General features: G+C 61.4%; 14 protein-coding genes. 6 read left to right on the top strand and 8 right to left on the bottom strand.

The window, feature by feature from the left end; translation table 11 throughout:
* Positions 1–3: 3 nt before the first annotated feature.
* The gene (locus tag C4J91_RS26005; RefSeq protein WP_124364858.1) at positions 4–1398 is read right to left on the bottom strand and encodes an FAD-binding oxidoreductase; all 1395 of its coding nucleotides are present in this window, start codon (positions 1396–1398) and stop codon (positions 4–6) included.
* Between the two features lie 205 nt (positions 1399–1603).
* On the opposite strand from C4J91_RS26005, the gene serA reads away from it, so the two are divergent.
* A complete protein-coding gene (serA, locus tag C4J91_RS26015) occupies positions 1604–2833 on the top strand; it encodes a phosphoglycerate dehydrogenase (RefSeq protein WP_034116292.1) in 1230 nt (409 codons plus the stop codon).
* Positions 2834–2962: 129 nt separating this feature from the next.
* On the opposite strand, the gene C4J91_RS26020 is transcribed toward serA, so the two are convergent.
* On the bottom strand, positions 2963–3403 hold the full coding sequence (locus tag C4J91_RS26020) for a DUF4399 domain-containing protein (protein ID WP_124364859.1): 441 nt from the start codon (positions 3401–3403) through the stop codon (positions 2963–2965).
* A 134-nt stretch (positions 3404–3537) separates the two neighbouring features.
* Here C4J91_RS26020 and C4J91_RS26025 point away from each other — a divergent pair, with 134 nt between their 5' ends.
* Positions 3538–4020, top strand: a complete 483-nt coding sequence (locus tag C4J91_RS26025) for a transporter substrate-binding domain-containing protein (RefSeq protein ID WP_124364860.1) — start codon at positions 3538–3540, stop codon at positions 4018–4020.
* A 122-nt stretch (positions 4021–4142) separates the two neighbouring features.
* Here the strand turns inward: C4J91_RS26025 and C4J91_RS26030 are convergent, their stop codons facing one another.
* The gene (locus tag C4J91_RS26030; RefSeq protein ID WP_124365216.1) at positions 4143–4775 is read right to left on the bottom strand and encodes a 2OG-Fe(II) oxygenase; all 633 of its coding nucleotides are present in this window, start codon (positions 4773–4775) and stop codon (positions 4143–4145) included.
* Positions 4776–4906: 131 nt separating this feature from the next.
* Between C4J91_RS26030 and C4J91_RS26035 the strand changes: the two genes are divergently transcribed.
* Positions 4907–5659 carry a DUF2059 domain-containing protein gene (locus C4J91_RS26035; RefSeq protein ID WP_124364861.1) on the top strand — a complete coding sequence of 251 codons (753 nt, stop codon included), beginning with the start codon at positions 4907–4909 and terminating at the stop codon, positions 5657–5659.
* Between the two features lie 107 nt (positions 5660–5766).
* Here C4J91_RS26035 and C4J91_RS26040 read toward each other — a convergent pair whose 3' ends face one another.
* Positions 5767–6708, bottom strand: a complete 942-nt coding sequence (locus C4J91_RS26040) for an alpha/beta hydrolase (RefSeq protein ID WP_124364862.1) — start codon at positions 6706–6708, stop codon at positions 5767–5769.
* Positions 6709–6807: 99 nt separating this feature from the next.
* On the opposite strand from C4J91_RS26040, the gene C4J91_RS26045 reads away from it, so the two are divergent.
* A complete protein-coding gene (locus tag C4J91_RS26045) occupies positions 6808–7383 on the top strand; it encodes a DUF6436 domain-containing protein (RefSeq protein WP_124364863.1) in 576 nt (191 codons plus the stop codon).
* Between the two features lie 28 nt (positions 7384–7411).
* Complete coding sequence (locus C4J91_RS26050) at positions 7412–9766, top strand: penicillin acylase family protein (protein WP_124364864.1); 2355 nt, start codon at positions 7412–7414, stop codon at positions 9764–9766.
* Position 9767: 1 nt separating this feature from the next.
* Here C4J91_RS26050 and C4J91_RS26055 read toward each other — a convergent pair whose 3' ends face one another.
* Positions 9768–10733, bottom strand: a complete 966-nt coding sequence (locus C4J91_RS26055; protein WP_124364865.1) for a GlxA family transcriptional regulator — start codon at positions 10731–10733, stop codon at positions 9768–9770.
* A 271-nt stretch (positions 10734–11004) separates the two neighbouring features.
* Here C4J91_RS26055 and C4J91_RS26060 point away from each other — a divergent pair, with 271 nt between their 5' ends.
* The gene (locus C4J91_RS26060; protein ID WP_124364866.1) at positions 11005–11643 is read left to right on the top strand and encodes an HD domain-containing protein; all 639 of its coding nucleotides are present in this window, start codon (positions 11005–11007) and stop codon (positions 11641–11643) included.
* Between the two features lie 198 nt (positions 11644–11841).
* On the opposite strand, the gene C4J91_RS26065 is transcribed toward C4J91_RS26060, so the two are convergent.
* The 3 genes from C4J91_RS26065 to C4J91_RS26075 are packed head-to-tail and all read right to left on the bottom strand — an operon-like array spanning position 11842 to position 14782.
* Positions 11842–12726: an ABC transporter permease subunit gene (locus C4J91_RS26065; protein ID WP_124364867.1), complete on the bottom strand. Its 885-nt coding sequence runs from the start codon at positions 12724–12726 to the stop codon at positions 11842–11844.
* Entirely contained in the window at positions 12723–13643 is a 921-nt protein-coding gene (locus tag C4J91_RS26070) for an ABC transporter permease subunit (RefSeq protein WP_057014223.1), read from the bottom strand. Before C4J91_RS26070 ends, C4J91_RS26065 begins: the two co-directional genes overlap by 4 nt.
* The gene (locus C4J91_RS26075; protein WP_065893882.1) at positions 13640–14782 is read right to left on the bottom strand and encodes an ABC transporter ATP-binding protein; all 1143 of its coding nucleotides are present in this window, start codon (positions 14780–14782) and stop codon (positions 13640–13642) included. Before C4J91_RS26075 ends, C4J91_RS26070 begins: the two co-directional genes overlap by 4 nt.
* Positions 14783–14795 lie beyond the last annotated feature (13 nt).

Below are 14795 nucleotides of genomic sequence, written 5' to 3' on the forward strand. Positions count from 1 at the left end.
TCCTTAAACAACGAAGATCTTGCCTGGGTTCATGATCCCGTTCGGGTCGAACACCGCTTTCACGGCCTTCATGTATTCGATTTCAACCGGTGAGCGGCTGTAAGTCAGGTAATCGCGCTTGGTCATGCCCACGCCGTGTTCGGCGGAGATCGAGCCGTTGTATTTGGCGACGGTCTCGAACACCCATTTGTTCACGGTGGCGCACTTGGCGAAGAACTCGTCCTTGCTCAGGGTTTCCGGCTTGAGGATGTTCAGGTGCAGGTTACCGTCGCCAATGTGGCCGAACCAGACGATTTCGAAATCCGGGTAGTGCTCGCCGACGATAGCGTCAATTTCTTTCAGGAAAGCCGGCACTTTGGAAACGGTGACCGAAATATCGTTTTTGTACGGCGTCCAGTGGGAAATCGTCTCGGAGATATATTCGCGCAGCTTCCACAGATTATGCAGCTGGGTCTCGCTCTGGCTCATCACGCCGTCCAGCACCCAGCCTTGCTCGACGCAATGTTCAAAGGTCTCCAGGGCGTGATTGGCGACTTCCTCGGTGGTGGCTTCGAATTCCAGCAGCGCGTAGAACGGGCAATCGGTTTCGAACGGCGCTGGCACGTCGCCACGCCCGAGGACTTTGGCCAGGGCCTTGTCGGAGAAAAATTCGAAAGCGGTCAGGTCCAGCTTGCTCTGGAAGGCGTGCAGCACCGGCATGATCGAGTCGAAGTCAGTGGTGCCGAGCACCATGGCGGTCAGGTTTTTCGGCGCACGGTCCAGACGCATGGTGGCTTCCACCACAAAACCCAGGGTCCCTTCGGCGCCGATGAACAGCTGGCGCATGTCGTAGCCGGTGGCGTTCTTGATCAAGTCACGGTTCAGTTCCAGCACATCGCCTTTGCCGGTGACGACTTTCATGCCTGCCACCCAGTTACGGGTCATGCCGTAGCGAATCACCTTGATCCCGCCGGCATTGGTGCCGATATTGCCGCCAATCTGGCTGGAACCGGACGATGCGAAATCCACCGGGTAGTACAACCCATGTTCTTCGGCAACGTTCTGCAATTGCTTGGTGACCACACCCGGCTGGCACACTGCGGTGCGGTCGGTAAGGTTCACGTCGAGAATCTGGTGCATATAGTCGAATGACACCACCACTTCGCCATTGGCCGCCACCGCCGCCGCCGACAGGCCAGTACGGCCACCGGATGGCACCAGCGCCATCTTGTGGGAATTGGCCCAACGGACGATGGCCTGCACCTGCTCGGTGGTCTTGGGAAAGACGATGGCGCACGGCGCGGGCGCGAAGTGTTTGGTCCAATCCTTGCCGTAAGCCTCCAGGGAGTCGGCGTCGGTCAGCACTTTGCCGGGCTCAACCAGGGTCTTCAGCTCATCAATCAGGGCAGGATGGGTCATCGACAGAACTCTCGAACAATTCATGGTCATCCTGAGAACGCTTCACGTCGCAGGAATAGGTGTTTAGCGGGGCGCGTATGCTAGCATACCGCCCCCGCAGGACAGAGCCCAAGGGCGTTTCTGCGGTGACGGCTTTCCTGCCGTCCGGGTCAGCTTAAGCGATCCGATTCCCTGCCATTTTTCTCCGGGATACAGGTTTACGCAGATGAGCAAGACTTCTCTCGATAAGAGCAAGATCAAGTTCCTTCTTCTGGAAGGCGTCCACCCATCGGCTGTCGACGTTCTGAAAGCCGCCGGGTACACCAGCATTGAGTACATCACCAGTTCTCTGCCGGAAGCCCAGCTCAAGGAAAAGATCGCCGACGCGCACTTTATCGGCATTCGCTCCCGCACTCAGTTGACCGAAGAAATCTTCGACCACGCCAAGAAACTCGTGGCGGTCGGCTGCTTCTGCATCGGCACCAACCAGGTCGACCTCAACGCAGCGCGCGAACGCGGCATCGCGGTGTTCAACGCACCGTACTCCAACACCCGTTCCGTAGCGGAGCTGGTGCTGGCCGAGGCCATCCTGCTGTTGCGCGGTATCCCCGAGAAGAACGCTTCCTGCCACCGTGGCGGCTGGATCAAGAGCGCGGCCAACTCCTTCGAAATCCGCGGCAAGAAGCTGGGTATCGTCGGCTACGGTTCGATCGGCACTCAGTTGTCGGTATTGGCTGAAGGCTTAGGCATGCAGGTGTTCTTCTACGACACCCTGACCAAGCTGCCATTGGGCAACGCCACCCAGGTGTCGAGCCTGACCGAGCTGCTGGGCATGTCCGACATCGTCACCCTGCACGTTCCGGAAACTGCCGAAACCCAGTGGATGATCGGCGAGAAGGAAATCCGCGCCATCAAGAAAGGCGGGATCCTGATCAACGCCGCGCGCGGCACAGTGGTCGAGCTGGACGCCCTGGCCGAGGCGATCAAGGACAAGCACCTGATCGGCGCCGCCATCGACGTGTTCCCGGTAGAGCCACGCTCCAACGACGACATTTTCGAAAGCCCGTTGCGCGGCCTGGACAACGTGATCCTGACCCCGCACATCGGCGGCTCCACCGCTGAAGCCCAAGCCAACATCGGCCTGGAAGTCTCGGAAAAACTGGTCAAGTACAGCGACAACGGTACCTCGGTATCGTCCGTGAACTTCCCGGAAGTGGCCCTGCCGGCTCACCCTGGCAAGCACCGTCTGCTGCACATCCACCAGAACATTCCGGGTGTGATGATGGAGATCAACAAGGTCTTCGCGGAAAACGGCATCAACATCTCCGGTCAGTTCCTGCAGACCAACGAGAAGGTTGGCTACGTGGTGATCGACGTCGACGCCGAGTACTCGGACCTGGCGCAAGAGAAGCTGCAGCACATCAACGGCACTATTCGTAGCCGGGTGTTGTTTTAAGAGCAGTTGTAAGCGGCAAGTTGCAAGCGGCAAGCTAAAAGCTCTTGCTTGTAGCTTGTAGCTTGTAGCTTGAAGCTTGAAGCTTGCAGCCATAAAAAAACGGGAGCCCCGCAAGGGACTCCCGTTTTTTTATTTCACATTAACCGTGATGACTTTCGAGGCGACCGTCGGGTTGAACTGCATGTGCAGTTTGTCGCCGGCCACCAGTTGCAAGGTGTGCTTGCCGGGCGTCAGGGTCAGTTCGGTTTCGGTCTGAGCCTTGCCGTAATGGATCACGGTATCGGTGGCCGGAATCGGCAGTTTCGCATCGGGCAATTCTTTCTGGTCGATCAGCAAGTGATGGTGGCCGGTGCCTGCGGTCTGGTCGGTAGCCGGCGCCAGTTTCAGGCCTTCCATGCCGAACTTCACGGTGAAAGTCTTATCGACGGTGGCGCCGTCTTTGGGCGAGACGATGAATACTTTCGCGCCTTCAGGCGGCGCGCTGCGCGGGATGCCGTCGGCGGCAGTGGCCAACATCGAAGCACCCAGCATCAAAGAGGCCAGGGTTGCACGGGACAAAAGGGCTTTCATTCGCTTCTCCAGTTTTTCGGTGAAATCTGTAGGGTTATGACAACTTCGCGACAAATTGCTGTCCAAGGCACTCGACACCATAGCAAAGCGATGCTGAACGGCGTCTCGCCCGTACGAATTCTTTAGGAGTGACCATGCGCTTTTTGCCTGGCCTGTTACTGCTGCTTCCCCTTCTAAGCGCCCCGGCTCATGCCGAGCTGATCGATGATGTCAACGATCGCGGTGAGCTGCGCATCGCCCTTGAAGCCAACACCCCGCCTTACAATTTCAAGGAGGGCGAGAAGCTCACCGGCTTTGAGGTCGAGCTGGGTGAACTGCTGGCAAAGGAGATGGACGTACGCTCCTCGTTTATCACCACCGATGATGCCGACCTGCTGCCTGGCGTGGCGACCGGCAAATATGACGTGGCGCTTAACCATATCGCTATGACTGCCGAGCTTGAGGATCAGTTCGATTTCAGCGCGGCGTATCACCAGACGCCGGAGCTGGTGATCCCGTTCCAGAAGGGCAACCCGGCGTTCAAGAGCAGCCTGGACAATGCGTTGAAGCGAGTGAAGGACGACGGCCGCTTGAAGGCGTTGGAGCACAAGTGGTTTGAAGGCAATGCACCGCAGTGACCAATGTGGGAGGGGGCTTGCCCCCGATTGCGGAGTGTCAGGCACAAAATTAGCTGACTGACCCACCGCTATCGGGGGCAAGCCCCCTCCCACATTTGTTCCAGGCAAGACTTGACGCCGGCTTAAAACGGCTCGTTGCCGCGCCGACGGAACCAGCCGGTCAGGGACAGGCGTTCACGCGTGGCAGGCAGGACCTCGTGGGGCACTTCGCCGGAGAGGAACACCACCAGGCTGCCGCCGGTAGGCGCCACGTCGTGTTCGATGCCACCCTTGAGGTACATGCGCAACTGCCCGCCGTGTTCGGGCAGCCAGGCGTCGTTCAAATAGATCACGGCCGAGACCATGCGCCGGTCATCGTCGCGAAAACGATCCACATGCTTGAGATAGAACGCCCCGGGCGGGTACATCGCGAAGTGGCTTTCGAAGTCTTCCAGGCCAAGGAACAGGCCACGGTTCATGGCCAGGCGCAGGCCGTCCATTATCGCCATGTAGGTATCGCAGACGGCGGCATCGCCCTCTTCCAGCCATTGGATGTGGTCGCCGCGAATCCCCTCGCGAATTTCCTGGGCGGGCCCGCGCCCCACCGCCGCCGGCGCCAGCTCACCTTCAGCCGCACGTTTACGGCACTCAGCCGCCAGCTCCAGGGTCAGAGCCTGGGGCAGGAAGGCATGCTGCTGCGACCAGCCTTGTTCGGCCAGGTCGTCGACAATGCGTTGCAGCAGGGGGTGATCAAGGGGCATTTGCATGGCGCGCATAGTATCCATACGCCTGTAAATCCGACAGCGCCGTCGAGCGCTCGAATACACTTTAGTCAGGTGACTGATAGGACTTCTCGACAAATCCTACGCCCGACACGGACAATAGTGGCCGACTGACAGGAGTCCTTATGCGTCGTTTGTTTCTTTCCTTGCTGATGTTCTGCGTTTTGCCCGCCTGGGCAGACGGCCATGACCAGTTGTACAAGGTTGCCGGCTGGGCCGAACAACGTGCGCATTTCAATGACGCCCTCAGTGCCGCCCAACAGCGCTACCGCAACAGCCTGCCGCCGGCGGTGTACCAGGCGCTGGTGGACAACAGCAACAAACGCTTCGCGGCCCAGGCCATGGATCAGCGTGCCGAGGCCCAGTTGCGCAAGCACCTGGCGGACCCGAAACCGGCCCTGGCTTTTTTCCAGTCGCCCCTGGGCCGCAAGATTGTCGCCGCCGAACTGCTCGCCACGCGTCGCGACCAATTGGCGAAAAACGCCCAGGGCCTGCCGAAAATCCAAGCCGATGCTACCCGCAGCCTGATCATCGGCCACCTCGCCCAGGCCCTGCCCGCGCGTGAAGCGGGCGCCGAAGTCAGCCTGGCGATTGCCGGCGTGGCGGCGGACAGCTTGAGCCAGATGATCCCCGGCCTGTTGGGCGGCGGCCAGGCTCAGGGCATGTTGAACGGGCAGCGTGAGCGGCTGATGCAGCAGATCGACAAAGATCTGAATAACACGCTGCTGTACGTCTATCGGGATTTGTCTGACCCGGAGCTGGAAGAATTCGCTACGTTTGCCGAATCGCCGGAAGGTAAGGCGTATTACCAGGCAGCGCTCGCCGCCATCCGCGCAGGCCTTGCGGTCGGCCAAAGCACCTCCAGCCTTACGCAGTAGAAAAAAATGTGGGAGGGGGCTTGCTCCCGATAGCGGTGTGTTAGTCAACTTATGTGTAGTTGACCCACCGCAATCGGGGGCAAGCCCCCTCCCACATTTGGAATGCGTTACTTCAGTTGGTCTGTCAGATATCGGAAATACTCTTCGCGAATTTCTGGAATTTCATTGGCCAGATGATGCCTGCCGCGCTTGAGCATCAACACCTCGGGCTGGTCGAACTTGCTGCGCAGCACCCGCAAATTGTGCTGCCAATCCACCGTCATATCCTCTTCACCCTGCACGATCACCGGCCGCCGTGGGCTGCGCGGTGCGGCTTCGATGCGTTTGATCCAGCGCGCCAGGGCGCCTACCCAGGCGGTCGGCAGTTGGCGCGGCTGCAACGGGTCGGCTTCGAGAAAGGGCTTGAAGGCCGGGTCGTTGGAGTTATCGCTGAAGCGTCGCGCGATGCCTTTGACGAACGGGCGCAGCAGGTAATAGCTGGCTTGCGACCAGCCCCATGCACGCGGACGTACCAGCGGCGACAGCAGAAAGGTCTTGCCCTGGGCCGGGCTTTCGGCGCCGTGGTTGAGCAGGTGATCCACCACGATGGCGCCGCCGGTGCTTTGCCCGAACAGGTGCCAGGGTTGCGGCAATTGCAGCGCCTGGGCCTCGGCGAACAACGCCTGGACCACGTCCTGGTACACCGCAAACTCATCGATACTGGCACGCACGCCGCTGGACAGGCCATGGCCCGGCAGGTCGCAGGCGATCACCACGAAGCCCTGGTCCAGCGCCCAGTCCACTACGTGGCGGTACAGCCCCATATGGTCGTAGAAGCCGTGGAACATGAACATTGTCGCCACCGGCGCAGCCGGCCACCATACCTGCGCCACCACCTCGAACCCGCCCACCTCCAAGCGCCCCAGACGGCTCACAGCCGGCACCTTGCGTGCGCCCAGGTCGAGTCCATAGAAACGTTGATAGACCCGCGCCTCGGCTGACAAAGGCTGCGCATCCACCAGGGGCCGCAAGCTTTCGCGCAGATGATCAGGGTCAAAGTTAACGGGCATAAAGGCTTCCAGACTGACGGTGAAGATGAATATCGAGCTGCGATATTCATCTGTCAGGACAAGCATGGCAAGCTACGCGACCCGCGAGGATACCTCTGAATGCGACAGCCCCACCGCACTGCCTTGTTCGCCAGCCTGGTGCTGATTATCTGCGCCGCCGTGCTGTGGGCCGCGTATGACTGGTTCCAGGGCCGTTACCTGCGCGCCTTCAGCGAACACACGGCGGTGTTCTCCGGCGATGCGCTGCAACTGCCCGCCGCACTGCGCGGGCCTGGGCCGATTCGCCTGGTGCACTTCTGGGACCCGGCCTGCCCGTGCAATGTCGGTAACCAGCAACACCTGAGCGAGCTGATCGAGCAATACGCGCCGCAAGGTGTCGAGTTCTATGCCTTGCAAAAGGCCGGCAGCCACGGCGCCCTGCCGGACACCCTGCGCCAGATGAAAACCCTCGACGCCCTGCCCGGCGCCGATCAGGTGCCGGCCAGCCCGGCCGTGGGTATCTGGGACCGTACGGGCAAGCTGGCGTATTTCGGGCCGTACAGCGAAGGGCTGACGTGCAATTCCGGCAACAGTTTTATTGAGCCGATCCTCAAGGCCCTCGAAGCCGGGCGCGAAGTGAATGCCACGCACACCCTGGCGGTGGGCTGCTATTGTTCGTGGCCTAAGGAACCGTAGTCGGTCCATTCAGGGTTAAGGAAAATCGATGAAGCGTGTCTTGCAGGCTCTCGTGGTGCTGGTTGTGCTGGTCGCCCTCGGCGCCGGCTGGTACGTCTACAGCAAGCAACCCACCCGCCAGGGCACGGTCACCCTGGCGCACTTGCAAGGCTCGGTCACGGTGCGTTACGACGACCGTGGCGTGCCGCATATCCGCGCCGGCAACGAGGCCGACCTGTACCGCGCCCTGGGCTATGTGCATGCCCAGGACCGGCTGTTCCAGATGGAAATCATGCGCCGCCTGGCCCGTGGCGAGCTGGCCGAGGTGCTCGGGCCCAAGGTGCTGGAAACCGACAAGCTGTTTCGCAGCCTGCGGATACGCGAGCGCGCCTCAAGCTACGTCGAGCACATGAACACCGACTCGGCCGCCTGGAAGGCCCTGCAAGCCTACCTGGACGGGATCAACCAATATCAGGCCAGCCACGCCAGCCCGATGGAGTTCGACGTGCTGGGCATCCCCAAGCGCCCGTTCACCGCCGAGGACTCCATCAGTGTCGCCGGGTATATGGCCTACAGCTTTGCTGCGGCCTTTCGTACCGAACCGGTGCTGACTTACGTACGCGACCAACTGGGCAGCGACTACCTCGAGGTCTTCGACCTCGATTGGCAAGCCAAAGGCGCCCTTAACCTGGCGGCCGGCGACTGGAAGACCCTTGGCGCCCTCGCCAGCCTGAGCGAGCAGGCCCTGGCTGACAACGGCTTGCCGCAATTTGAAGGCAGCAATGCCTGGGCCATCAGCGGCAGTCGCACCCAGAGTGGCAAGCCATTGCTGGCGGGCGACCCCCATATCCGCTTCTCGGTGCCGTCGGTGTGGTACGAGGCGCAGCTGTCGGCGCCCGGTTTTGAGTTGTATGGCTACCACAACGCGCTGGTGCCGGTGGCCTTCCTCGGGCACAACCTGGACTTCGGCTGGAGCCTGACCATGTTCCAGAACGACGACCTCGACCTGATCGCCGAAAAGGTCAACCCGGCCAACCCCAACCAGGTCTGGTATCACGGCCAGTGGGTCGACATGAGCAGCAGCGAACAGCAGATCCAGGTCAAGGGCCAGGCCCCGGTCACGCTGACCCTGCGCCGCTCGCCCCACGGCCCGATCGTCAATGACGTGCTCGGTGAAAACGCCGGCACCACGCCGATCGCCATGTGGTGGGCGTTCCTCGACAGCGAAAACCCGATCCTCGAGGGTTTCTACCAGCTCAACCGTGCCGACTCCCTGGCCAAGGCACGCGCGGCGGCGGCTAACGTCTCGGCGCCTGGGCTGAATATCGTGTGGGCCAATGCCAAGGGCGATATTGGCTGGTGGGCGGCGGCGCAATTGCCGATACGCCCGGCCGGCGTCAACCCGGCGTTCATCCTCGACGGCAGTACCGCCCAGGCCGACAAGCTGGGCTTCTACCCTTTCAGCGCCAATCCCCAGGAAGAAAACCCGGCGCGCGGCTATGTGGTTTCCGCCAATGCCCAGCCGGCATCGCCCACCGGGATGGAGATTCCCGGTTATTACAACCTGGCCGACCGTGGCCAGCAGTTGAATGCGCAGTTGAGCGACAACCGCGTGAAGTGGGACGTCAACAACAGCCAGGCCCTGCAACTGGGCACCACCACCGCCTTTGGGCCGCGCCTGCTGGCGCCGCTGTTGCCGGTGCTGCGTGAGGTGGTCACAGACCCGGCGCAGGTAAAGCTGGTGGAGCAACTGGCAAGCTGGAAAGGCGACTACCCGCTGGATTCCACCAGCGCCACCCTGTTCAACCAATTGCTGTTCAATCTCGCTGACGCCACCTTCCACCCGAAACTGGGCGACGCTATGTTCAAGACCCTGCTCGGCACCCGCGTGATCGACGCCGCCCTGCCACGCCTGGCCGCCACGCCGGATTCGCCCTGGTGGAACGGCACGCGAGCCGGCACCGTCAAGCTGGCCTGGGACAACAGCATGGCGCACCTGAAAGCCACCTTCGGCGATGATCCGTCCCAGTGGCAGTGGGGCAAGGCGCACACCCTGACCCACGGCCACCCGCTGGGCATGCAGAAGCCGCTGGACAGGCTATTCAACGTGGGGCCCTTCGCGGCGCCGGGCAGTCACGAAGTGCCGAACAACCAGACCGCCATGATCGGCCCGGCGCCCTGGCCAGTGACCTACGGCCCCTCGACCCGCCGCCTGATCGACTTCGCCGACGCGGCCCATGCCTTGACCATCAACCCGGTGGGGCAAAGCGGTGTGCCCTTTGATGCTCACTACAGCGATCAGGCGCAAACCTATATCGAAGGCGGCTACGAGCAGGCGCATTTCAATGAAGAGGAAATCACGGCCAATACCCGTGGCACCCTCAAGCTGCTACCGGCCAGATAAGCTACACGGGCGCCGCGAAATTGAGCCTGAACTGTTGCGGCGTCACGCCCAGCCGACGGTTGAACACACTGCGCATGTGCTGCGCATCGCGAAAACCGCATTGGTAGGCCACCGTCTTGAGCGGCGCGTGCGTGCTTTCGAGCATGACCCGCGCTGCATCAACCCGCGCCCTCTCCACAAATTCCGCCGGCGTAATTCGTGCTTCACGGGCGAACACCCGGGAGAAATTGCGCGCACTCATATTCGCCGCCCTGGCCAGGTCGGCAATGCCCAGGTCCCCGGTCAGGTTCGCCAGCACGTACAACTGCACCAACGCCACCGCCGAGGTGGTTTCTGCATGGGGCGTGAGGAACGGACTGAACTGTGACTGGCCGCCCGAGCGCTGGGTGAACACCACCAGACGCTTGGCCACGCTCAAAGCGACTTCCGGGCCATGGTCCTGGGCCAGCAGGTACAGCGACAGGTCGATCCCCGCCGTGACCCCGGCCGAGGTGTAGAGGTTGCCGTCCTGCACATACAGGCGGTCGGCTTCGACGTGGGCCGAGGGGCACAACCGGGCCAGGTCGGCGGCGTCTCCCCAATGGGTGGTCACGGTTTTACCGTCCAGCAGACCGGCGCGGGCCAGCATGAAGGCGCCATTGCAGATCGAACCAAAGCGTCGCGCCCGCGCGGCGGCAGCGCGCAGCCAGTCATCGAACGTCGGGCCAAAATCCTCGAACGGCAACTGCGGGCCACCGGCGACCAGCAACAGGTCATAAGCCTGCAGGGCCTCGCTGTAATGCCGGTGGGCCTGCAATGACAACCCGTTGGAACAGGCCATGCTGCCGTGTGCAAAGCCGATCACGTCCAGCTGATAGTGGTCTTCAGGCGCGAGGAAGCGGTTGGCCTCGCAGAACACGTCCATAGGCCCGGTCACGTCCAGTGACTGGACGCCAGGGAAGATCAGGATGGCGACGGTTTTGCCCATGCTCACAGACACCTTTTCTTAGCTGAATAAAACACAGAACCCTGTGGGAGGGGGCTTGCTCCCGATGAGGCCGTGTCAGTCAGTACATGTATGACTGACCCACCGCCATCGGGAGCAAGCCCCCTCCCACATTTGGATTGTCGCAGGCCCTACCCTAGCCGATTTTGCCTTGGCACGATGTGTCGGCACATTGGCCGGGATCGCTCCCTCGCCGCCATAGCCCTCGCACGCAAGCACGACCAGACTGGATGCTTCCCAGAGGAGAACCCCCATGAGCACCACCATCGCCGGTATCAAGATCCCCGACAGCGCCTTGGCCAGGGCCACCACTGAATACATCCGCGACATCGAGTCCGACCTGCTCTACCACCACTCCCGCCGGGTATTCCTGTTCGGCGCATTGAGCGGTGAGCGCAAGCAGTTGGCGTACAACCCGGAGTTGCTGTATGTCGGCGCAATGTTCCACGACCTCGGCCTGGTGGAAGGCCACCGCAGTGCCGACGAACGCTTCGAAGTGGACGGCGCCAACGCGGCGGCCGCTTTCCTCAAGCCTTATGGGCTCAGTGATGACGATATCGAACAGGTATGGCTGTCCATTGCCCTGCACACCACACCGGGCGTGCCGCAGCATCTGCGCCCGACCGTGGCGCTGGTGACGGCAGGCGTGGAGATGGACGTGCTGGGCCTGGACTACGCCGCGTTCAGCAACGTGCAGCGCGAAGCCGTGGTGCATGCGCATCCACGCGGTGAGGGATTCAAGGAATGCATCATCTGCGCCTTCGCCGATGGCTTGCGTCATCGCCCGCAGACCACGTTTGGCAATGTGAAGACCGACGTGCTGGTGGATCAGGAGCCGGGGTTCAAGCCGATGAATTTTGTCGAGGTGATTCGTACTTCACCCTGGACCTGATCGTTCCCACGCTCTGCGTGGGAATGCAGGCCAGGACGCTCCGCGTCAGCTTCTAAAAGCGTGACGCAGAGCGTCACAGGAGGCGCTCCCACGCGGAGCGTGGGAACGATCATGGCGGTGTATCAGTATCAGGTGTGCTGACTGACACACTGCTATCGGGGGCAAGCCCCCTCCCACATTTTGATCCGGTTCCGGCAGTTAGACCGGTGCGGGCGCCCGGCGCGCGTCCGGCTGTTTCCAGCCATCCGCCGCCGCTTCTTCAATCGCTTGCTGGATGGCTTTCTTGCGATGTTCCTCGGCCCGACGGCTGAAGAACCACACCAGGAAGGTCACCAGCGACACCGCCAGCAGAATCAGGCTGGCCACCGCGTTAATCTCAGGTTTGACCCCAAGGCGCACGGCCGAGAACACTTCCATCGGCAAGGTGGTCGAACCCGGCCCCGAGACGAAGCTGGCCAATACCAGGTCATCCAGCGACAGCGCGAACGACATCATGCCGCCCGCCGCCAGCGATGGCGCGATCATCGGGATGGTGATCAGGAAGAACACCTTCCACGGCCGTGCCCCCAGGTCCATCGCCGCTTCCTCGATCGACAGGTCCAGTTCACGCAAGCGTGCCGACACCACCACCGCCACATACGCCGCGCAGAAGGTGGTGTGGGCGATCCAGATGGTGACGATGCCACGCTCCTGGGGCCAGCCGATCATCTGCGCCATGGCCACGAACAGCAGCAACAGCGACAAGCCGGTGATCACTTCCGGCATCACCAACGGCGCCGTGACCAGGCCGCCAAACAGCGTACGCCCCTTGAACTGGCTGATGCGCGTCAGCACGAACGCCGCCAGTGTACCCAGCGCTACCGCCGCCACCGCCGTGTAGCAGGCGATTTCCAGGGAACGCGCCACCGAGCCCATCAACTGGGTGTTGTCCAGCAGGCCCACGTACCACTTGATCGACCAACCGCCCCACACCGTCACCAGCTTGGATTCGTTGAACGAGTAGATCACCAGGATCAGCATCGGCAGGTAGATGAACAACAACCCCACGACCAGCATGAAGCTGGAGAAACGAAAGCGCTTCATATCTTGCCCTCCAGCTCTTTAGCCTGGCTGCGGTTGAACAGAATGATCGGCACGATCAGGATCGCCAGCATCACCACGGCCAATGCAGAGGCCACCGGCCAGTCACGGTTGTTGAAGAATTCTTGCCACAGCACTTTACCGATCATCAGGGTTTCCGGGCCGCCGAGCAGTTCAGGAATCACGAACTCGCCCACCACCGGGATAAACACCAGCATGCAGCCTGCGATAATGCCGTTCTTGGACAGCGGCACGGTGATTTTCCAGAAACTGTTGAAGGTGCTCGAACCCAGGTCCGACGCGGCTTCCAGCAGGCTCTGGTCGTGTTTGACCAGGTTGGCGTACAGCGGCAGGATCATGAATGGCAGGTACGAATAGACCACGCCGATATACACCGCGATGTTGGTGTTGAGGATCTGCAGCGGTTCGTTGATCAGCCCCATGGACATCAGGAAGCCGTTGAGCAAACCGTTGTTGCTGAGGATGCCCATCCACGCATAGACGCGGATCAGGATCGCGGTCCAGGTCGGCATCATGATCAGCAGCACCAGCACCGTTTGCATTTCCTTGCGCGCGGTGGCGATGGCGTAGGCCATCGGGTAGCCGATCAGCAGGCACAGCAGCGTGCTGAAAAACGCCATCTTCAGCGAGCCCAGGTACGCGGCGATGTAGAGCTCATCGCCCGCCAGCAAGCTGTAGTTGGCCAGGTTCAGCACCACTTGCAGCTTTTGCTCAACGTAGGTGTAGATCTCGGTGTAGGGCGGAATCGCCACATCGGCTTCGGCAAAGCTGATTTTCAGCACGATGAAAAACGGCAGGGCGAAAAACAGGAACAGCCAGAGGAAGGGAATCCCGATGACCACCTGCTTGCCACTGGGCACGATGCGATCCAAGCGCCGCTTGAATTTCTTCATGTTCATGAGCGCAGTACCACGCCGCTGTCGTCTTCCCACCAGACGTACACCTGGTCGCCCCAGGTTGGGCGCTGGCCACGGCGTTCGGCGTTGGCGACGAAGGACTGCACCAGCTTGCCGCTCGGCAGCTCCACATAGAACACCGAGTGGCCGCCCAGGTAGGCGATGTCGTGGACTTTGCCGCTGGACCAGTTGTGCTCGCAGGTCGGCATCTGGGTTGTGACCAGCAGTTTTTCCGGGCGGATGGCGTAAGTCACCGACTTGTCTTCCACTGCGGTGGCGATGCCGTAGCCCACGTAGATATCGCGGTCCAGGTCCGGGCACTTGAGTACGGCGTGGCCTTCGGCGTCGTCCACCACTTGGGTGTCGAAGATATTGACGTTGCCGATGAACTCGCACACCAGGCGGCTGGTGGGCGTTTCGTAGATGTCGATCGGGCTGCCGATCTGGGCGATCCAGCCCAGGTGCATGATCGCGATGCGCTCGGCCATGGTCATGGCCTCTTCCTGATCGTGGGTCACCATCACACAGGTCACGCCGACGCGTTCGATGATCTCGACCAGCTCCAGTTGCATCTGAGAGCGCAGTTTCTTGTCGAGGGCGCCCATCGGCTCATCGAGCAGCAGCAGTTTCGGGCGCTTGGCCAGGGAACGGGCCAGGGCCACACGCTGGCGTTGGCCGCCGGACAACTGGTGCGGCTTGCGCTTGGCGTACTGGCTCATCTGCACCAGCTTGAGCATCTCGGCCACGCGAGCGTCGACTTCAGCCTTGGGAATCTTGTCCTGTTGCAGGCCGAAGGCGATGTTCTGTGCCACGGTCATGTGCGGGAACAAGGCGTAGGACTGGAACATCATGTTGATCGGCCGCTCATAGGGCGGCATGTCGGTGATGTCCACACCGTCGAGGTATATGCGGCCTTCGGTCGGGCGCTCGAAGCCTGCGAGCATGCGCAGCAAGGTGGACTTGCCCGAACCCGAACCGCCGAGCAAGGCGAAGATCTCGCCTTTCTTGATTTCCAGGGACACATCGTCCACCGCAATCGTCTCGTCGAACTTCTTCGTGACCCGGTCGATTTTGACCAACACCTTTTTCGGTGTCTGGTCGCCCTCGAGGGCTTTCTTATAGGCGCCGGAGGCAACTGCCATTTACGAAACTCCC

This window comes from Pseudomonas sp. R3-52-08 (assembly GCF_003851745.1).
Classification (GTDB): Bacteria; Pseudomonadota; Gammaproteobacteria; order Pseudomonadales; family Pseudomonadaceae; genus Aquipseudomonas.

Bases quoted from the DNA above. Each gene is read 5' to 3' on its own strand.
- C4J91_RS26005 (WP_124364858.1), bottom strand. From the start codon at position 1,398: ATGACCCATCCTGCCCTGATTGATGAGCTGAAGACCCTGGTTGAGCCC.
- serA (WP_034116292.1), top strand. From the start codon at position 1,604: ATGAGCAAGACTTCTCTCGATAAGAGCAAGATCAAGTTCCTTCTTCTG.
- C4J91_RS26020 (WP_124364859.1), bottom strand. From the start codon at position 3,403: ATGAAAGCCCTTTTGTCCCGTGCAACCCTGGCCTCTTTGATGCTGGGT.
- C4J91_RS26025 (WP_124364860.1), top strand. From the start codon at position 3,538: ATGCGCTTTTTGCCTGGCCTGTTACTGCTGCTTCCCCTTCTAAGCGCC.
- C4J91_RS26030 (WP_124365216.1), bottom strand. From the start codon at position 4,775: ATGCGCGCCATGCAAATGCCCCTTGATCACCCCCTGCTGCAACGCATT.
- C4J91_RS26035 (WP_124364861.1), top strand. From the start codon at position 4,907: ATGCGTCGTTTGTTTCTTTCCTTGCTGATGTTCTGCGTTTTGCCCGCC.
- C4J91_RS26040 (WP_124364862.1), bottom strand. From the start codon at position 6,708: ATGCCCGTTAACTTTGACCCTGATCATCTGCGCGAAAGCTTGCGGCCC.
- C4J91_RS26045 (WP_124364863.1), top strand. From the start codon at position 6,808: ATGCGACAGCCCCACCGCACTGCCTTGTTCGCCAGCCTGGTGCTGATT.
- C4J91_RS26050 (WP_124364864.1), top strand. From the start codon at position 7,412: ATGAAGCGTGTCTTGCAGGCTCTCGTGGTGCTGGTTGTGCTGGTCGCC.
- C4J91_RS26055 (WP_124364865.1), bottom strand. From the start codon at position 10,733: ATGGGCAAAACCGTCGCCATCCTGATCTTCCCTGGCGTCCAGTCACTG.
- C4J91_RS26060 (WP_124364866.1), top strand. From the start codon at position 11,005: ATGAGCACCACCATCGCCGGTATCAAGATCCCCGACAGCGCCTTGGCC.
- C4J91_RS26065 (WP_124364867.1), bottom strand. From the start codon at position 12,726: ATGAAGCGCTTTCGTTTCTCCAGCTTCATGCTGGTCGTGGGGTTGTTG.
- C4J91_RS26070 (WP_057014223.1), bottom strand. From the start codon at position 13,643: ATGAACATGAAGAAATTCAAGCGGCGCTTGGATCGCATCGTGCCCAGT.
- C4J91_RS26075 (WP_065893882.1), bottom strand. From the start codon at position 14,782: ATGGCAGTTGCCTCCGGCGCCTATAAGAAAGCCCTCGAGGGCGACCAG.